Raw genomic sequence first — 19,562 nt, forward strand, 5'->3', positions numbered from 1 at the left:
TAATTTTTTAATTTTTATTTAAAAGACCTAATAACTTAAAATAAGTCTTACAAGCACAAACAACATCATCAACAACCATAACCTCACGATCATTATTAACAGCACTACAACCACTCAAAAAAATCCAACACCTCCAAACATCAGCGCCAAAGCCCCACATAATTGGATAGCCATCATCAGGATTCTCATCAAAAACCTCCTCAATACAAGTTTGCCTAAATTTATCATGATATTTATCGATTTTGTTGAAGAGTTTTTTGGCTTTTTTATCCCATTTTAACGCTTTAAGTTTCATAAAATATTCTTTATCAGGATTTTCAAAATAAATATCCATATCAAACTCATTTAAAAGCTTTATAACCTTATTAGACAAACCAAAAACATTAGAAGGAGTAATCTTCTCATTATTAAAATCAAAAAATACAAAAATAATCTCTATTAAAGCATCATATTCATATATACCAACTACATCCCTAAATCTAACAGGAATAAGATACTTAAACCTATTTAAAAATAAAATCTCCTTAGAATAACTAATCTGAGGAATTTCTCTAATAAAACTCTCAGAAGCATTTAAAATATGATAATCAGAACCATAAAAATGTTCCATTATCTTTTTAAAGCTTGTAATCAAAAATTTAAAATTTGCATTATCTTCAAGACTCCAAATAGATTCAAAAACATCTTCTAAACCTTTAATATCTGGATAATCCTGCAAAACTTCTTCAGCCTGCGTTTTTATCTTAATTCTTTTATTTTCAACACTCATCATAAATCCTCAATAAATTATAATTTAATTCCAAGTTTTCCAAGACCCCATTTAATACCATTAGAAACCTTATTAACAACAGTCTTAACTATAGAAACAGCTTTACCTACAATACTTTTACCAGCATTAACTACAGTTTTTACACCACTAACCACCTTTGTAGAAACATACTTAACAGCATTATAAACATTAGCCGCCTTTTGAGCTACTTTCACAATCACTTTCTTAGCTTCTGCCTTCACAACACTACTTGCAGCTTTAACAATAGAAGGTACCGTTGAAATTTTATTAACAGCATTTTAATTGCATTCAAATCTAATTTAACACTAGAATAAGTACTACTAACCTTAAAAACAGACTTAACAGAAAACGAAAACAAAAAGAACAATGGTTATAATGAAGTTAACTCCTCCAAACTTAACCATTTTATCAAAACCCAGATAAATATTATCATACTTAACAGAACCTTGAAGAAAACCATTAGAACTTCAACATAAGTAGAAGCACTAACACAAGATAAAGAAAAAACTAAAAATAACAAAAATAATAAGCTACTAATAAAATATTTCTTATATATATTATCCATTTTAAATTTCCAATAATAATTAGCTAGAACAAGGCTCATTTTTATCATGCCTTATTCTTTTTAACCTTATTCTTATATCCTTTAATAGAAAGTCTTTTACTTATTTTCTTACCTAATTTATTATTCTTAATAGTATTACGATCACCAGTAATTTTAATAGAATATTTTTTACACAACCGAGCTATATTTTTAGACAATTGGTTTTTATCCCCATTTAACTTAATACCATAATATTTACTTTTACTAACAGCATTACTCATGATTTTATTTTTAGTTCCCATAATAATAATTCCAATTTTACTTTTATAGGCAGTGTTCTTATATAATGTATTTTTATGCCCCATAATTGAAATTCCATAGGTTTTAGATTTGATTTTATTATTTTTAATTTTATTTTTACCTCCTTTAATAAAAATGCCTCTTTTAACCTTAGAAATAATATTATCAATTATTGTATTATAATTTGAGCTAATTTTAATAGCCATATTCTTGTTTTGTATATTATTTTTTCTTATCTTATTATAACCATACATTCCAATGTTTATACTAATATGTTTGGAATTTATCATCTTATTTTTATAAATTGTATTGTTTTCAGAGTTTATGAAAATATCATCATAATTATTCCTAAAAACATTGTATTCAACTTTATTACTATGAGCAAAAATTAAAATAGCCTTCTTTTTAGTAGATGAAATCTTATTATAACCAATATAATTAAGAATACCATTAACAGAGATTCCTTCACTACTCTTATTAATAATATTACTCTCAATATTATTATTCTTCCCAAAAACACGAATACCCTGAATAACATTTACAAAAGTATTTTTATTGATACTAACATTGTCAGAATCAAGATAAACACCAGTATTAGAATTTACAAACTTACAACTAGTAATAGTGCCACCTAAAGAAATTGCATAAATACAAACACCTTTAACATTCATAAAAGTATTATTAAAATAAATTGATCCACTAATATTGTTCAAATAAAATCCATCCTCAGCAATATTTTTAAGAATATTATTCTCAATTGAAGGACTATTATCTGAGTTAGTCACTTGCATACCAGTTTGAAGATCTGATAAATTATTATACCTAACAATACTAAAGTTCCAATAAGGAGGATAAACAGAAGGAACATTATCCAAAATAATTCCCTTAGAACAATTACTTATAATATTATAGCTAATAATAAAAGGACAATATCTTAAAAAAATACCTTCACCTCCATTATTCACAATCAAATTATTCTTAATATAAGAAAAACCTGAACCAAATTCCTTAGAATGAATATAAATTCCTTTACCTTCATTATTCAATATGGAATTATTATATATATTACAATCAGCATTATCTAATAAATGTAAGGCATTACCTCCATTATCCTTTAAAATATTAGCTATTATATCAGTACTAAAAATCCCATTAGCAAGAATACCATCATCCCAATTATTTTTAATGGTATTAAATTTTATATGGGAAAAACTAGAGGAATTAATATATATTCCAAAATCTATATTCCTATCAATAGTATTATTAAACAAAGAAGAATTAAATAAATCATTAATAGTTAGTCCATTCTCAAAAGACATGTAAATATAATTATTAGATAAATCTGCTTCATGACAATTAGTAACATATACACCAGACTTCATATTATAGCTTAAATTATTGTTCTTTAACTCAGAATATGAAATATTAATAGCCCTAATACCATGATCATTATTATTTTCAATTATGTTGTCTTTCAATACTGTTTTATTTATCTGACTTGCAAAAATACCTCTTTTACCATTACCAGAAACTTTGTTTTTAGAGATAGCTGAATCTTCAACCAAACCAATATTAATTCCATCCTCTTTATTATTTTCAACCTTATTTTTAGAAATATTTGATGACTTTACTTCATCTAAAAAGACACCAGAACGATTATTACCACTAACAACATTATTTTCAACTTTTGAATTTTTAGAAGAAGAAATTACAATTCCATGATTACTATTATTCGTGACATTATTATTCTCTACACTAACATTATTTGAATTGCTTATAAAAGCTCCATAGCCATTATAATCAATATTATTATCCTTAATCTGTGTATTTTCAGATGAATCAAGCTTAAAACCAATATTATTATTATCAATAATATTATTATTTGAAATATTAGTGTTATTAGTTTCAATTACATCAATACCTTTATTAAATCCAGAAACACTATTATTTGAGATATTAGTATTGTTTGAATTCTCAATTGAAATACCAGTATAACGACCATTAATAACAGAATTGTTAAAGATAACTAATCCATTAGCATTAATTATATCAATGCCAGTATCAGTATTATTAAAAAAATTACTAGTAATACTGATATTATCAACAGATTCCCCAATAAATCCAGTTACATAACCATCTAAAATAAAACCTTCAATATTCACATTATCAGATAAAATCTTAAATGCATACTTCAAAGGAATAGCTGTGTTAGAACCATTAAATAACACACCATCATCACAAAATATACTAATAGGCTTATTTATAATCAAATTAATATTAATAAAAATGTTTCCACTACTTGAAGAAAAATACAACCCAGTGATATTATCCGTATTATCTATCAACTCCTGAATCATCCCATTAGACCAAGAAGAGTTAACACTATAATTTACAGCACTAGCACTAGGCAAAAACAGGAACAAAACACAAGAAATTACAATCAGACTTTTAAATATAATGTTCATATTTATCACTTCTTAAAACATGGTAATTATTGAAACTAAATTGTTAAAATTATTTTATAATTCTTATTCAAATATACAATACAAAGTTAGATTATAACAATTCCATTTTCTTCAGGATTAACACTGATTTATTTGTATCAACTATTTTCTCCGAATACATTAAAAGCATTATATACAACTCCAATAACATTAATTGTCAATAATACTATAATCAATGCGAAAATAACTATTTTTTTATTCATGATTATCACTAAAAATATTATTTGATAAATAATTATGTAGTAATAAAAACATTTCCATCCTCATCAGGATCACCCTTAGAAGAACCAACATACTCATCTGGAACTTGAACTACTTGTTTATTAGTATTATTAGTATTATTCTTATTATTCTTATTATTTTTAGTATTCTTATCATTTAGTTTATTATCTTTAGAACTTTGATTATTATCATTAGTTTCACTAATTACTTTTTGATTATTAGTATCATTCAAAGATGAATTATTAACATTGACTGTTTTTTTTGAATTATTATTCAAAACCATACCCACTAATCCAAGAGTAATTATTACTATTATAACTATTGCAAAAACAATTATTTTTTTATTCATGTTTATCACCAAATTATCATTTAACATGTGTAATATTAGTATCCCTATGACTTTTACCAGTTAATCTATTACAGATGGAACTCCATGAGGTATATTTATAGTCATATTGGAAATCATGCCCATAATACTGCATATATTTATAATCAGGATTCTTAGAATCTGTCCAAGCAGTATTTAAAGTTCCAAGAGGATATTCAAAGTACTTCTTTATAGTTCCATCAGCAACATACCACTTATTATTAACATATACTAAAGCCCATACATGTGCTTCATGTTTATTTGTTTTTGTATTATATCTGAATTTAGATTCATATTTTGCTGGAATTCCTAATGCCCTGCACATAGCAACTATTAAATTTGAATGACCCTGACAACTTCCTGATTTTTTAGTCAATGTTTTAAATGCAGAATAATGATGATTTTCATTGTATTTAATATTTTTTCTAACCCAATTCCAAATTGCATTTGCTTTATAATATCTAGTCTTATATTTTTTTGTTATTTCTTTTGCTTTATCTTTTATTGTTTTATTTTTGACTTCACAGTTTGTTGATTTTTTCAAATAAGGATTATCATATTTGTTTACTTTCTTAGTCTTTTTCTTCCATGTTTCTTTCACAATTAGATATTTTTGACTTTTTTTCTTTTTTCCTGTAAGATAAGACTTATAATATACAGTATTTCCTTTTTTATCCTTAGTAGTCTTTTTATATTTAGAATAAGAATATTTTACTTTTTTATGATAAACAGAAAAACTAACTTTTCTCAAACCTGCAGGATAATTATGAATAGATTTGTTCCAATCAACTTTAGTCCATTTCATTCCACTTCCACTAGCAACATAACCTTCTTTATAAGATTTTGTTTTAGTAAATCCTTTTGTATATTTCTTAATTTCAGCTGAAGTTAATTTAGCAGTAGAAGATTTAGAACTACTTATAGAACTAGATTGAGAGTTAGGACTACTAATAGAACCCTTATTTGACTTGCTTTCAACTAAAAATTCATCATCAAATATAAAATCATCAAAATCATCAAATTCTCCTTCTTCATCAGAACCAATAATTTCTATTTCATTTGAATCAGAAAATTCAATTCCTCTATGAAGAAAAATAACTGAAATAGTAACAAATGTTGATTTTAACACTAAAGGCATAGAAATAATGAAATTAGCTACACCATCATTACCAGTTTTCGCACTATAAACATTATCCTCAAATTTTAATGTTATAACAGTATTTATAGATAAATCTGAAAGTGTTTGTTTGTTGCGATCAATGTATACATCAGGACTTTCACTAAAAACAAAATTAAGTAAATTATCACCAGAATACAAACTTGCCTCTACTATTAAGCTACTACCTGAATATGATGAATCATCAGAAAAGACTTCAATACCAGAGATTTCAGCTTCATTCCCACTAACATAAATACTTGATAAATTCAAAATACCTGAATTATAGATTCCACTTCCATAATCTGCATTGTTATTAGTAATACCTCCACCTTTAATATTTAAAGAATTAGTTGAATATATTGCTCCTCCGTTTGTTGCTGAGTTATTTTCAAATTTAGAAGCCAAAATATTCAAAATACTTTCAGAATATATTACTCCACCTTTTGTAGCACTATTATTTTTAAATTGAGAATAACTAATATTAATCCAACTTTGACCAAGATAAACAGTACCCCCTTCATTTTCAGCATAATTACCTACAAATAATGAAGAATCAATAGTCACAAAACCAATAGAATAAATAACCCCACCATTAACTGCCTTATTATTAGTAAAATTAGAAGATACAATATTAAGAGTGTTTGTAGAGTATATCACTCCACCATCGCCATTAGAACTAATATTTTCAAAAACAGAACCAGAAACAACTAAAAAACCATTATTAAAAATCACACTTTCATCATTAGAATTAATATCATTAAATAATGAATCAACGATGTTTAAAACACCATTATTATAAATAACACCATTACTATGAATATTTGTGAAATTAGAATTAAATATGTTGAGTTTTCCATTATTATTAATAATATTAGAGTTATTAAAATTTTTAAATACAGAATTATTAATATTTACAATTCCACCATGAATATTAATGAGTTTTCCTTTGATAGTTGAGTTAAAAACAAAATTATCAATATTCACATTAGAATTATTAGTATAAAACAAGAAAAAATCATTTTCAAAAACAATACCCTCAAATACTGGATTTTTAAAACTTAAATCACCACCAATAACATAAAACAAGTTAGCTGTTGAATTAATCTCTTCAAAAATCAAATTAATAATATTCAAATCACTATTAACACTTTCAAAAACACGTAAGTTTCCTTTAAGTTTTTTAAATCTACTATTTTCAATATTAAAACTTGAATTATTAGTATATAATAATGTTCCATTAGCTATATCCTGAAAAATAATATCATTAAAATATAATCCTCCATTAAGATCATTAACAATATTACCATCGATTAAAGTAATATTAGAGAATGAAACATTATTAAAATTTGAACTACTATGAGTATTAAAAATAACAGAACCATCAACGAAGATATTCTCAAACACACTAGAATTTATATATAAATAACTATTATTAGTGAAAATAAGATTATTATTAGTAGTATCACTAATAAAATTAACCCTATTAAATTTCAATTCACCAGTAGTTGAATAGATAAGATTATTATCCTTTAAGTCATTATTTATAAAATTGGAACTTGTTAAAATAAGTTTAGAATTATTTAAATATAAAACCAATCCATTTCTAATAGTTTTAAAAACAGTATTATTGACAGTTAAATTCCCATTAACAACATGAATAAGACCAATATCACTATTATTAAGGCTAATATTTTCAAATAAACTATTTTGAATAGCTAAATCACTATTATTAGTATAAAAAGCACTAATATTATTATTTATGAAATTTGAATTAAAAACATGAATATTCCCACTATCAACAAAGACAATAGAATTTTTACCATCAATATTAGTAAATTCTATGTTATCAAAGATTAAATGAGTTTTCAAAGCATAAATAACATTATTATCAGACTTAACACTATTAAATAAAGTATTATTAAATTTTAAATTACTGTTAAGAGAATTAATCAATTTACCATTAGTTAAACTAAATTTTGTATCATTCAAATAAATGAAAGAATTATTTAAATCTATTAATCCATTAACTCCTGTACTGTTTGTAAATTCACATTTTAATAATTCTAATTTAGAATTAATACTATTAATAGCTGTTCCGTTAATATTTCTGAAAACCAATTCTTTGAGGGTAACTATTGAATCAATAATTGTGAAAACATTAATATCTGGATTTTTCTCACCATCTAAGATTATAGCTCCTCCACTATAACTAGAAGCTCCAATGATGGTAATATTTTTAGCTATAGTCTGATTCAAATTAGCAAGTGATTTATAAGTAATGTTTCCTGCAATATATATTGTTCCTTCATCAACAACTAATTCTAATGCTCTTTTTATTGTTTTTACTGCAACATTCCAGTCGGTTCCATTATTTGTGTCAGATCCTCCTGTTCCATTGACAAAAATCATCATATTGTTCCAATTATCAACATTAAACATTACAAAACCAAGACTACCATTAACAAGTATTTCTTTTAAATCAGTGTTGGCTTTAAACAAATCTGAAATAGGAGACATTTTATCTTTAAAAGAACCATTAAATGATAAAAAGTTAGAAACTCCCTCAGAATTTCCATAATCAGTAGCTAATTGATAAGAGAATAATCCATTTCCTAGATCTTTAAAAACTACTTTGTAATAATTAAAAGAAATAATATTACCAGTATTATTAATATGAGCACTTAAAGGATTAAAATTATCTCCCCACCAATTAAAAGATAAATTAGAACCATAACCAGAATTATAAACTTGTTTTAAAGTATTATCCCCATTATTAAAGAATCTAGTATAACCAACAATATTGCCATCACCATCAATACTTATAGCTCCTCCATTATAATCTGCTGTGTTATCAACAAAAGATGAAGAAACTATAATATTATTGTCACCTTCTATAAAAATAGCTCCTCCATTAATAGCTGTATTATTAATGAATTCTGTTCTGTTTATAATGTTTTCAGTTGAGTTAAGATAGATTAATCCATTACCATTAATATTGTTATTTATGAATTTGGAATCAATAATTTCAATGCGGCCTTTATTGGTTGTATATATTGCTCCTCCCTCACCATTAAAAGAAATATTAGAAAATATAATATTAGCTATGTATAATAAACCGTTTTCTACAGTAAAAACCCTTATATTATTATTTTTTGTGGTGAATATGATATTATCTAGTCCATAGAGGTTTACATCTTTTTTAATGGTTATATTAGTATTATTTTCTCCAGTATATTTTCCTTTTAGTACATATATTGTCCCACCACTAATAAGTAGATTTAATGCATGTTTAAAATCTTTGAAAGATTTATCTGGACTGGTTCCAATGTTACTGTTATCACCATTGACAGAATCTATATAAAAAGTACAATTGAAGAATTTACTAGTGTTTTTATTTGCAGAATAGTAATAATCATCCTCTTCTAAATTAACATTAAATTTTACTGTTCCTGCCTGTGTTACTCTATGAACCCAAATACCATAATTATTAATAAAGCTTATTTCCCTTGTTTCACCATTAACAGTAACATTAAATACTTGAGTAATATTAGGGTTAAGAGAAGAAAGATATAAGTCAATATTAATATTCAAATCATCCCCATAGTTAAAATTTTGAATAATAATATTACTTATATTTAATTCATACTTAACAAAACTCCAAGTACTAATATTATTAGTATTATTGTAATCTATATTGTTGGTTCCCTGAATATCAAATGAAACATTAGTTAATAAAGTTATAACATAATTAAAATAACCAATACCATTGATAAAGCTTATTTCTCTTGTTAAAGCATCACTATCAGTTTTATTAGCTGTTTTGAGTGTTATGTTTAGTTTTCCTGTGAAATTATCTTTTAAATCTATCTTTAAAGTTATATTATCAGCATAATTAATTTTATCAACCAATATAGTGAGGTTTTCAATTTCCAATTTACCTTTACCAACCAAATACTCTAAAAAGAACACCCTATTATTTGTAAAAATAGAAAGATTATTATAAACATGCTTTAATAGGAATTTAAATGTTTTATCTTCTTTTACATTTAATGAATCAAGGAATATATCATTGTAGTAGAGTGAAACATTAAAATCAGGTAGAAGGTTTATATTTCCTTTATTTATTGTATTATTTAAGTGAAAAGAATAAAATATTGTGCAATTATCACCAACAACAGTATTAAAAGTATTATTATTGGTGAAAATTGCAGTATAACAGCTATTTACTTTTAAATTAGTGTGATTAGTGTAATTATTATCTCCCCACCAATTATAATCAAAGTAACCATTATTAGAACCATTGGAAAAAACAATGTTATTACCATTATCTAAAAACAAGGAGTATGAAACATTAAAACCATTATTATCTTTATCAAGGTATATTGATTGACCAATACCTCCAGTATTATTTTCAAAGACTGATGAGTATAAGTTAAAGTTATTAGTATTTTTTAAGTAAATTCCAGCTCCATAAGTAGCATGATTATTAGAAAATTTAATATTAGATAGGTTAAAATAACCTCCACCATTGATGGCTATTACCCCACCATAATTAGTAGCCGTATTATTTAAGAAATTTGAGTCTTTTATTGTTAAATTAGAATTATCAGAATAAATAACTCCACCATTATCACTATTACCATTAATAAATGTAATATTATTAATTTTCACATCTGCATTTAGGATTTTAAAAATACTAAATTTATTTTCACCATCAAAAACAACACAACCTTCATTATCATTAACACCAATAATATTTAAATCCTTATCAATCAGAATATTAGTATTATTCACTCCATTGTAAACTGATGAAGCTATATAAACATACCCTCCATCAATTACAAGATTTACTGCTTTTTTCAAGCTTTTAAGACTAGATTCCCAGGAATCACCACTATAAAAGTCATCACCATAAATATCATTAACAAAAACAACAAGATATCCTACAAAGTCATCAACACTAACTTTAAATAGCTTGTCACTATTTAAATTTGTGGTTATTGTTTTTTGTGTATTAGCTTGAAATCGAGTATGGTTGGTTCCATTATAGTAATCACCATAAAAAGCTGGTAAATAATCTGAGCCAAGTGAGATTTCACTATTTTTTAGAGTTAAAAAATAATTAAAAGTAGCTAAATCACCATTTAAACTAACAAGTTTAACATTAACAGTATAATAATCACTTAAAACAACGTTACTAGTGTTAGTAACATGGTTAATTAATGGATTATTGTTATCACCCCACCAATTATAAGATAAATCAATAAGAGTGCTTGATCCAGTAATATAAACATACTTATTACCATTATTATTAGCTATATAATTATAATTGGCTGTTATGTTTGAAGAGCTTGAGTATATTCCTCCTCCATTTGTTGCAGAGTTGTTAACAAGTGATGACGTGTTTATAAGTATTGTAATGTTGGATGAATAGATTACTCCTCCATTATTTGTTGCTTGGTTATTTGTGAAGTTAGAGTTTTTAATATTTAGGATGTTTTTGGAATATATTGCTCCGCCATTAAAAGCATTATTATCTTTAAAGTTCGAAGAAGAAATATTCAAATAACCAGTAGTTGAAGTATTGTATAAATCATTATAGATTGCTCCACCATTAGTGTTTGCAGAGTTAGAAGTGAATATTGAGTTTTCTAATTTGACTTTAGAATTTCTAATATATACAGCTCCACCAGATCCATTTACTTTATTATTTATGAATTTACAATTACGAATAAGAATATCAGTATTGAGGATTTTTATTGCTCCACCAGTAGGCGCAGTGTTATTTGTGAAATTACAGTTAATCAATTGAGAACCTATACTTTGAATAGCGAAATTAATTGCTCCTCCAGTATCAAGTGCCTGATTGTTTTCAAAAATAGAATTTGTAATGTTAACATGTCCTGCATGAACATCAATAGCAGCACCTTCAACCCAATCATCCTCACCAGCATATATACCTTTATTTCCTTTAAATATACAGTTGTTTATCCTAGAGTTATCTGCATCTGGAGATAAAAATACAGCTGTTCCTGATTCTCCTTGATTGTTAAGGAAGGTGCAATTTTCAATAATTACCTGTCCACCTGCACGAATAGCTGAACCAGCACCAGTGCCTTCAAGAAAACCATTTTTAAAAATAATCCTCCTAAAAGTAACAACAGTATTATTACCAGTCTTTATAATACGACTTTCACCTTTAGCATCAAGTGTAGCATACTGACCACTAGGCCCCTGAATAGTAATATTTTTACTAATTTGTATTTGAGAACCATTACCATTATAAGTAGTGTTTTGAAGTGTTATTGTCTTACCTGAATCAGTTAAATCAATAGTTTGACGAATATCATCAAAATCAGCACTATTAACCGATGTTAAAGATAAAAAAAGTAAAATTATAAAAGAAAATAGAATAAAAATACGAAACAACATATCAACACTTCCCATTTTCCGTGTTATTCTCAAATTTTCTAAATTCATCTCCATCAGCTACTATAAAATAACTATCTAATCACCATAACAATCAAAATAACAATTTTTATCACCAAAATAAAAAAAAATAAAGATAATAAAAATCTAACAAATCTAAACATCCCAATAATAAAAAAATTAAAAATATATAAATAGCGAACATTCTTTATGTTATATAAATATTATACTCTCATCCTATATAAACATTTACAAAAACTATTAAAAATTATTGAGTTTTTATGTAAAATTTAAATTTATTTATAAATAACTTATAAATAAACCATGAAAAAATAAAAAAACTCCAAAAAAATGTACAACTCTAATAAAAAAAGAATAAATAAAAAAAGATAAAAATTTAATTAATATTTTAGAAACTTTATCTTAATCACAAATATCAGATAATGCTTTTAATCTTTCTTGAATTTCAATTATTTTTTCTTGGCCATTTCCACCAATAAAAATTGCATCTTCATGAGAATATTCAGCTATAAATCCAATAATCTCATCAAGACTATTAGCTACTTCAACTCTCCCATCAAAACCAATAGAATTTAATCTATATAAACCATGATCAACAGTATCATCTAAACCAGGGAACAGTACAATTACTTCTGGGCTTGAATAAGCTACAGTATTTAATATATCAAAACGATGCTCTTCATTGATTCTAGGAGTTCCAACAAAAGCAGCATAGAAATACTTCTCATCTAATAAGGATTTAACAGCATCAGAATTATCAGTTTTTCCAATAAATATTTCTGAATCATTCAATTTGAAAATTTTTAATCTACCTTCAATAGCTTTAAAATTATTCAAAGTATTAAAAATAACCTCATCATTAACTCCAAGATAAGTTGCAATTGAAGCAGCTAAACCAGCATTAAGGCGATTAAATTTTCCAAAAACTTTTAAATCACCTAAATATTCATCATAAGATAATATATTAGATAAATCAGGAAATTCCTCTTCAAATTCAGAAAAATACTTTAAATTTTTGTCTAAAAATATTGTTTTGTTTTTAGAGAAGTCTAGAATCTTATTTTTATAATTTTCAATCGATCTATGAATATCCATATGGTCATTACCAATATTAGTTAAACCTACTAAATCAAAATCAAAACAATAATTACAATAATTTAAAGTCATATCACAAACTTCAATTAAAATTATATCATAATCTCCATTTTCAGCTTCTAAAATAACATCGCAATAGCCATTAAAACCTCCACCTGCATTTCCACCAACAAGGACCTTTTTACCAGAATTTTCAAGAATCTCTTTAAGCATATATACAGTAGTGGTTTTACCATTTGTTCCAGTTACTCCAATTGTTTTAATAGATTTATGTCTTGTTAAAAAGTCACTGATATGATTTCCAGAAGATACTACATTTTTAGCTAATTCTGTTTTCCACAAGCTTGGACTTAGCATCACAGCATCACAACTAGCAATAGTATCCATATCATTATACCCAAGATCAATAATTAGATTTTCACTAGAAAGAGTAATTGCTTTCTCACTTATAAAAAAAGTATTATCAGAGAGTAATTTTAAATCTTCTAAATCACCTAAATCTATATCAGTTTTTAAATCAGTAGCATATACATGCCAATTATTATCCAATAAAGATTTAGTAGCTTTTTTACCTTCAACCCCTAATCCAACAACTGCAGCTCTCATTTTATCAAAATTACGATTATTAACACTTTTTATTATTAATAATATTTATAATAAAGTATTAAATCTTAAAATAATCAATAAATTATCTAAAATAATTTATTAATAATAAATCCAATAAACAATCTAACTTAATATCTAAAAAATATTTAATTTAATATTTGATTTAATATTTAATTTAATATTTAATTTAATATTTTAGTTTAAATATCTAATATTTTAATTTTATAATATTTTAATTTAATAATTAATTAAAATAACTAATCTAATAAAGTATTTCAATATAAATACTATGAATAATAAAAATATTAGTAATAAATTTCTTAATAATAAATTAAATAGTTAATAAAATTATAATACTTATATATCTAAAGTTTATATTATAAATAATAATTGGTTAAAAGAAAAAAATAAATAAAATATAATAAATTATAATAAAACTAATATAACAGAGGTTTTAAAATGTTTGAAGATGATATAGATGATAAAATTTATAATCTCCTTATAAGTAATGGAATTGATGAAAATCAAGAATATCCTAAATTTGTAGAGAAATTATATTCTAAAGTTGAATTTTTATGGAAAGAATCGGTTCCTGGATCTTATTCTCACCTGACTGAAAAATTTTTTAGTAAAATTGATGTTGTCATTATCTTATCAGGACTGTATGAAAATAATAAGGAAAAAATAGATGCTCTTGTTGATGCTAGTAAAAAATATGAAACACCAATTGTATTAGTTAGACCCTATGGTGTTGAAGAAGTTCCAGAAAATCTAGAATCTGTAGCTATTTCATTAGTTGGTTGGAATGCAAATTGTATTGTAGATAGTATAAAAGGAGCATTAAGTTTAAATTCAGAAAGCTGTGATATTTAATTTAAATTATAATCTACTAATTTTATATTAAAAACACAATTTAAATAATGATCTCAAATTTAAGAGATTTCCCCTCTTTTAAATCATTAATTAAGTTTTTATTTAAATCAGATGAAGCTTTATCAGATTTTATCATGAGGGTTCTAGAACATACATAATTACTCTTCCTAGATACAATATCTGTTGGATGATTTAATGTAAGTCTTGGATGTCCAAAACCATTAATTTCATCAGTTGAATTATAAGTAGATAATTTAACTTTAATTTTAGTATTTTCATTTGCTATTTTTTCTTTAAGTTCTTCTGGAAAATCATCCATAGTCTTATCCATATCCACACCAATTATACAATCTCCAGCTATTGAAAGGTTTTTATCCTTAGTAATTTCAAATGTAGATTTATGTTTTGAAGTAACATTCTCATGTCCTTTAGCTTGTATTATAAAATTCAATTTATCACCATTGTATAATCTTTTTAATATTCATCTGATTCAATACTTATAACTCTAATTTTATTTATGCCCATATTTTTAGTTATAAATCTAACTTTTATTTATAAATTTTTATTTATAAATTCTTTATAATTTTTAAAATTTTTTATTTTTATATGAGTAATTGCCAAAAGTCAAATTTTTAGAAAAATCATTGAAAATAATTCTCATATTCATCCTTTTAATTTTATATAATTAGTGAATTTAGGTTAATTTTTACAAATAAGTATATTTAAATATTAAAAATAAAAGAAAAAATTAAAATTTAAAAGAATATTAAAAAGAATTAAAAAAATAAAAAGCTAAAAATAAGAATTAAAAAAATTATTGAAAAATTATAATTTTTTGATTTCATCAATAGACAGACAAGTGATTTTAGCTATATCATCAATAGATATATCAAGACTTTTTAAATTTTTAGCTATATTCAATTTACCTTGTTCAAAACCCTCTTTCATACCTTTATCTTTAGCATAAGCCATTTCACCCCCATATTTTAAATCAGCTTGTTCTTTTTTATTCATTTCATGCAAAAAATCTTTATCTTCCATTAACTCTTCATATAATTTAATTTTTTCATCTTTAGTCATAGCCATTTTACAACACCTCAATAGCTATCATTCACTATTAAAAAATAATATTAAAAAATTATAGCTTTTCAATTTCTTCCAAAGAAAGACCAGTGATTTTAGCTATATCATCAAAAGAAAAATTTGAATTTTTCATTCTTTTAGCTACATTCAATTCAGTTTGTTTTATACCTTTTTCTATACCCTCTTCAATACCTTCTTTCTTACCTTTTTCTTCTCTATAAGCCATTTCACCTTCATACTTTAAATCAGCTTGTTCTCTTTTATTTAATTCATGTAGAAAAGCTTCGTCTTTTAATAATTCTTCAATTTTTTCATGAGCTATCTTTATATTTTCATCTTTACTCATAGCCATTTCTATCATCTCCCTTGTACTTTTTTTATCTAAAAATACCAACCAACGATGCAAAGGATTATCAAAATCAATTTCTTTTAGTTTTCTAAAAGCAGAGACATTAACATTGATAATCTTTATACAATCACTGTATTCACAATTTAACTCTGTTTTATCTATCATATTAAATTTTCGACTAATTACATTATTTTTACAAAATCTAAAATCAATAATATTAATCAATATATGGGATTTTAATCTTTCTAAGCCTCCTTTTTCAGCAGAATTAGAAAGTTCACGAGATATATAAAGATGACTTCTCCGTCTAAAGTATTTTTCACCCTGTTTTTGAACCTCAATATTAACAACACGACCATCAAAAGACTTAGACCTCAAATCCAAAATACAATTTCTATTATTAGCTACTTTACCTGATAAAAACTTATTATCAATTATTTTTAAATTAAAAACATTACCCTCATTATTTTCAACTAAAATGGCATTAATCAAACCAGTCAATTGTTTTCCACATCCTTTACTTGCCATATAGTTACTAAAAAGAAAATCATACAAAGGATCATAATCTCTTAAAATATCATTAATAATAGCTACCTCCTAAAAAAAAATTAATTATTATTAACAAGTAAAAATATTAAAAAAAGAAGTATAAAACCTTTATTCAAAAACAAAAAGAAAATTAACCTAAAAGAAGAAAATTGAAGCAAAAATAAAAAAATAAAACCAAAAAGAAAAATTCATATTAAAAAAAATTAAAAAAACAAAAAATTAAAAATTTATACATATTCAATAATAAAAAAATCTTTGATTATTTAATAATTATAAAAATTTTTTATTTTTATAAAATTAAGAAATCTATGATTTTTTAATAATTATAAAAAAGTATTGAAATCAATTATATTAAAAATACAATATAAAGGAGAAAGACAGTATAATTTATATATATCAATCAATATTATATTAAATAATGAAGGGTAGCTACTGTTTAATCATACATAAAGAAAAATCTAGTAAAATAGAAGTTGGTGCAATAGGTTCAGCTATATATAAAGAAGGTTTTTATGTTTATATTGGGTCAGCCATGAATTCTTTAATTCCTAGAATAAAAAGACACTTATCAAATGAAAAAAAGATTCGATGGCATATAGATTATCTATTAAAAGACAATACAACAAAAATTGGAGATATAATATTCACTATAAGTGAAAAAAAAGTAGAATGTAGCTTAGCTAATTTCATATCTAAAAATGGTGAAGAAAAAGAAAATTTTGGTTGTTCTGATTGCAAATGTAAATCACACTTAATATACTTTAGTAATAAGGATTTTTGTATTGATACAGTTAAAAAAGCCTATGAAAATCAAGAGATTAACTTCTATAATTTAGAATACTTTAAATCATTAGAAAAATAAGTATTTAAAGTATTAGCTTTCTTAAATCTCAATATATAGATAAGTATTAACTTAGATAATTATTAACTAATGAATTTCTTGAAAAAATCTTCAAATTCATCATCATCAAGTGGATTTAAAGAGGAAACAAAGTTATTATTCCAAATAGAATCTGCTAAAATAGAATAATTTTTTGATTCTGTTGAATCAGGATATTTTTCCACCACTGTTTTTGCTTCAAGTTCTGAAGATTGAATAAGCTCACTTCTACTTATAACTCCAATTACTTTAGTACCAATTTTTTGAGCAAATGAATCAACAATTTCATTCTCATTTTTAATTCCCTTACAATTACAAACAATACCTGAAAGATTACCTTTTAATTTTTTAATACCTTTTGAAATATTGTTAGCTGCATAAAGTGACATATATTCTCCGGAGCTCACAATATAAACTTCATCTGCATAATCTTCTTTTAAGGGAACAGCAAATCCACCACAAACAACATCCCCTAAAACATCATATATAATAACATCAAAATCATTTTCAGAAAAAACACCTAATTTTTCGAGTAGTTTCATAGCGACGATAACTCCTCTCCCAGCACAACCAACACCAGGTTCTGGACCTCCACTTTCTGTTGAAAGCACACCACCATAACCTTCAAAGATTATATCAGAAATATCAGGATTTTTATTTTCCTTAATAGTTTTAAGAATGGTAGGCAGTCTTTTCCCACAAAGAGTTCTTGTAGTATCTGCCTTAGGATCACAACCAATAACCATAACGTTTTTACCTTTGTTTGCAAAAGAAGCAGCTAAGTTAGCTACAGTAGTAGATTTACCAATTCCCCCCTTTCCATAAATAGCGATCTTTTTAGTTTTTGACATTTATACACCGATAATTCTACATTTATAAATCATAACGATAATAAGGATAATAAGGATAATAATAATTAATAGTTAATATTTAACAATTATAATAAATTTATAATTATAAGAATAATAATCATGATAGTAATAATTATTATGAAAATGATAATAAAATAATATAAAATAATATACTAAATCAGAAAATTAAAATAAGAATTTTAATAAAAATATGAAATTTATAAAAATAATAGCTATATAGCTTTAAATTTTATCAATTATATTAATTCATCCCTTATAATTAACTAAAGCTTTAACAATGTCTCCTCTTGTTACAATCCCTATAAGATTATCTTCATCATCAACAACAGGAATTCTTTTAATATCTTCTTTATCCATTAGAATAGCTGCATCAGAAATATTATCATTAGGACCAATTTTCACTACTGGAGAAATCATTATTTCTTCAACAAGAGTTAAAGAAGCTCTTTTAATACCTTTAGTAGTTTCATCATACTCATGCTTCATTCTAATAGGCATTTCAATTACATCAAGAGGTGAAGGAAGAACCAAGTTTAAATTAGGACTATGTACATCCAGAAGTTTCATAATATCTCCTTCACTAAGAATTCCTACAATTTCATCCCCATCCATGACTGGAGCTCCACTAATTTCATTTTTAGCGAAAAATTTAGCTGCATCTACAATTGTATCTCCTTTATTTAAGACCAATACATTAGGTTCCATAGCTTCTTCAATTTTAATCATAATAAACACCTATAAAAATTTAACAGTGAAATATTTCTAATATTAACAGGTTTATTCATAATTAATATGGTTTTATTAATATTTAAATTTATTGTTTTATTTAAATTTAGGGATTGTTTTTATTTAATGTTTATATTTATTAATTATAATTATTTATTAGTTATATTGAAAAGATTTATATTGAAAATTATAA

General features: G+C 24.6%; 14 protein-coding genes. 2 read left to right on the forward strand and 12 right to left on the reverse strand.

From position 1 onward, the window contains the following. Positions 1-7 precede the first annotated feature (7 nt). The 7 genes from MarbSA_RS01105 to pmurD2 form a co-directional block, all read right to left on the reverse strand. Entirely contained in the window at positions 8-769 is a 762-nt protein-coding gene (locus MarbSA_RS01105) for a hypothetical protein (protein ID WP_156314589.1), read from the reverse strand. A gap of 17 nt (positions 770-786) precedes the next feature. Then, on the reverse strand, positions 787-1,011 hold the full coding sequence (locus MarbSA_RS01110; protein ID WP_054834854.1) for a hypothetical protein: 225 nt from the start codon (positions 1,009-1,011) through the stop codon (positions 787-789). A 149-nt stretch (positions 1,012-1,160) separates the two neighbouring features. Beyond that, positions 1,161-1,394 carry a hypothetical protein gene (locus tag MarbSA_RS01115; protein WP_221061663.1) on the reverse strand — a complete coding sequence of 78 codons (234 nt, stop codon included), beginning with the start codon at positions 1,392-1,394 and terminating at the stop codon, positions 1,161-1,163. 5 nt (positions 1,395-1,399) lie between these two features. Then, positions 1,400-4,099 carry a right-handed parallel beta-helix repeat-containing protein gene (locus tag MarbSA_RS01120; protein WP_221061664.1) on the reverse strand — a complete coding sequence of 900 codons (2,700 nt, stop codon included), beginning with the start codon at positions 4,097-4,099 and terminating at the stop codon, positions 1,400-1,402. A 274-nt stretch (positions 4,100-4,373) separates the two neighbouring features. Then, on the reverse strand, positions 4,374-4,709 hold the full coding sequence (locus tag MarbSA_RS01125) for a hypothetical protein (RefSeq protein WP_221061665.1): 336 nt from the start codon (positions 4,707-4,709) through the stop codon (positions 4,374-4,376). A gap of 16 nt (positions 4,710-4,725) precedes the next feature. Continuing rightward, positions 4,726-12,366 carry a transglutaminase-like domain-containing protein gene (locus MarbSA_RS01130; protein ID WP_221061666.1) on the reverse strand — a complete coding sequence of 2,547 codons (7,641 nt, stop codon included), beginning with the start codon at positions 12,364-12,366 and terminating at the stop codon, positions 4,726-4,728. A gap of 372 nt (positions 12,367-12,738) precedes the next feature. Further along, entirely contained in the window at positions 12,739-14,037 is a 1,299-nt protein-coding gene (gene pmurD2, locus MarbSA_RS01135; RefSeq protein WP_221061667.1) for a pseudomurein biosynthesis peptide ligase pMurD2, read from the reverse strand. Positions 14,038-14,496: 459 nt separating this feature from the next. Between pmurD2 and MarbSA_RS01140 the strand changes: the two genes are divergently transcribed. After that, the gene (locus tag MarbSA_RS01140) at positions 14,497-14,910 is read left to right on the forward strand and encodes a nuclease (protein WP_221061668.1); all 414 of its coding nucleotides are present in this window, start codon (positions 14,497-14,499) and stop codon (positions 14,908-14,910) included. 40 nt (positions 14,911-14,950) lie between these two features. Here the strand turns inward: MarbSA_RS01140 and MarbSA_RS01145 are convergent, their stop codons facing one another. The 3 genes from MarbSA_RS01145 to MarbSA_RS01155 form a co-directional block, all read right to left on the reverse strand. Further along, positions 14,951-15,361 carry a DUF371 domain-containing protein gene (locus MarbSA_RS01145; protein ID WP_221061669.1) on the reverse strand — a complete coding sequence of 137 codons (411 nt, stop codon included), beginning with the start codon at positions 15,359-15,361 and terminating at the stop codon, positions 14,951-14,953. A gap of 374 nt (positions 15,362-15,735) precedes the next feature. Next, positions 15,736-15,996 carry a hypothetical protein gene (locus MarbSA_RS01150; RefSeq protein ID WP_221061670.1) on the reverse strand — a complete coding sequence of 87 codons (261 nt, stop codon included), beginning with the start codon at positions 15,994-15,996 and terminating at the stop codon, positions 15,736-15,738. A 52-nt stretch (positions 15,997-16,048) separates the two neighbouring features. After that, a complete protein-coding gene (locus MarbSA_RS01155; RefSeq protein ID WP_280636267.1) occupies positions 16,049-16,897 on the reverse strand; it encodes an Rpn family recombination-promoting nuclease/putative transposase in 849 nt (282 codons plus the stop codon). A 412-nt stretch (positions 16,898-17,309) separates the two neighbouring features. On the opposite strand from MarbSA_RS01155, the gene MarbSA_RS01160 reads away from it, so the two are divergent. Next, positions 17,310-17,753: a GIY-YIG nuclease family protein gene (locus tag MarbSA_RS01160; RefSeq protein ID WP_054835379.1), complete on the forward strand. Its 444-nt coding sequence runs from the start codon at positions 17,310-17,312 to the stop codon at positions 17,751-17,753. 62 nt (positions 17,754-17,815) lie between these two features. Here MarbSA_RS01160 and cfbC read toward each other — a convergent pair whose 3' ends face one another. Both cfbC and MarbSA_RS01170 read right to left on the reverse strand, forming a co-directional pair. Next, positions 17,816-18,622: a Ni-sirohydrochlorin a,c-diamide reductive cyclase ATP-dependent reductase subunit gene (cfbC, locus tag MarbSA_RS01165; protein ID WP_221061672.1), complete on the reverse strand. Its 807-nt coding sequence runs from the start codon at positions 18,620-18,622 to the stop codon at positions 17,816-17,818. A gap of 267 nt (positions 18,623-18,889) precedes the next feature. Continuing rightward, complete coding sequence (locus tag MarbSA_RS01170; protein WP_221061673.1) at positions 18,890-19,369, reverse strand: CBS domain-containing protein; 480 nt, start codon at positions 19,367-19,369, stop codon at positions 18,890-18,892. Between the last annotated feature and the right edge of the window lie 193 nt (positions 19,370-19,562).

Source organism: Methanobrevibacter arboriphilus (assembly GCF_019669925.1).
In the GTDB taxonomy this organism is placed as follows: domain Archaea; phylum Methanobacteriota; class Methanobacteria; order Methanobacteriales; family Methanobacteriaceae; genus Methanobinarius; species Methanobinarius arboriphilus_A.

What these genes read in the sequence shown, in the direction of transcription:
- MarbSA_RS01140 (WP_221061668.1), top strand. Translation starts at nt 14,497, where the DNA reads ATGTTTGAAGATGATATAGATGATAAAATTTATAATCTCCTTATAAGT.
- MarbSA_RS01120 (WP_221061664.1), bottom strand. Translation starts at nt 4,099, where the DNA reads ATGAACATTATATTTAAAAGTCTGATTGTAATTTCTTGTGTTTTGTTC.
- MarbSA_RS01130 (WP_221061666.1), bottom strand. Translation starts at nt 12,366, where the DNA reads ATGAATTTAGAAAATTTGAGAATAACACGGAAAATGGGAAGTGTTGAT.
- cfbC (WP_221061672.1), bottom strand. Translation starts at nt 18,622, where the DNA reads ATGTCAAAAACTAAAAAGATCGCTATTTATGGAAAGGGGGGAATTGGT.
- MarbSA_RS01115 (WP_221061663.1), bottom strand. Translation starts at nt 1,394, where the DNA reads ATGAGCCTTGTTCTAGCTAATTATTATTGGAAATTTAAAATGGATAAT.
- MarbSA_RS01125 (WP_221061665.1), bottom strand. Translation starts at nt 4,709, where the DNA reads ATGAATAAAAAAATAATTGTTTTTGCAATAGTTATAATAGTAATAATT.
- MarbSA_RS01105 (WP_156314589.1), bottom strand. Translation starts at nt 769, where the DNA reads ATGAGTGTTGAAAATAAAAGAATTAAGATAAAAACGCAGGCTGAAGAA.
- MarbSA_RS01150 (WP_221061670.1), bottom strand. Translation starts at nt 15,996, where the DNA reads ATGGCTATGACTAAAGATGAAAAAATTAAATTATATGAAGAGTTAATG.
- pmurD2 (WP_221061667.1), bottom strand. Translation starts at nt 14,037, where the DNA reads ATGAGAGCTGCAGTTGTTGGATTAGGGGTTGAAGGTAAAAAAGCTACT.
- MarbSA_RS01160 (WP_054835379.1), top strand. Translation starts at nt 17,310, where the DNA reads ATGAAGGGTAGCTACTGTTTAATCATACATAAAGAAAAATCTAGTAAA.
- MarbSA_RS01170 (WP_221061673.1), bottom strand. Translation starts at nt 19,369, where the DNA reads ATGATTAAAATTGAAGAAGCTATGGAACCTAATGTATTGGTCTTAAAT.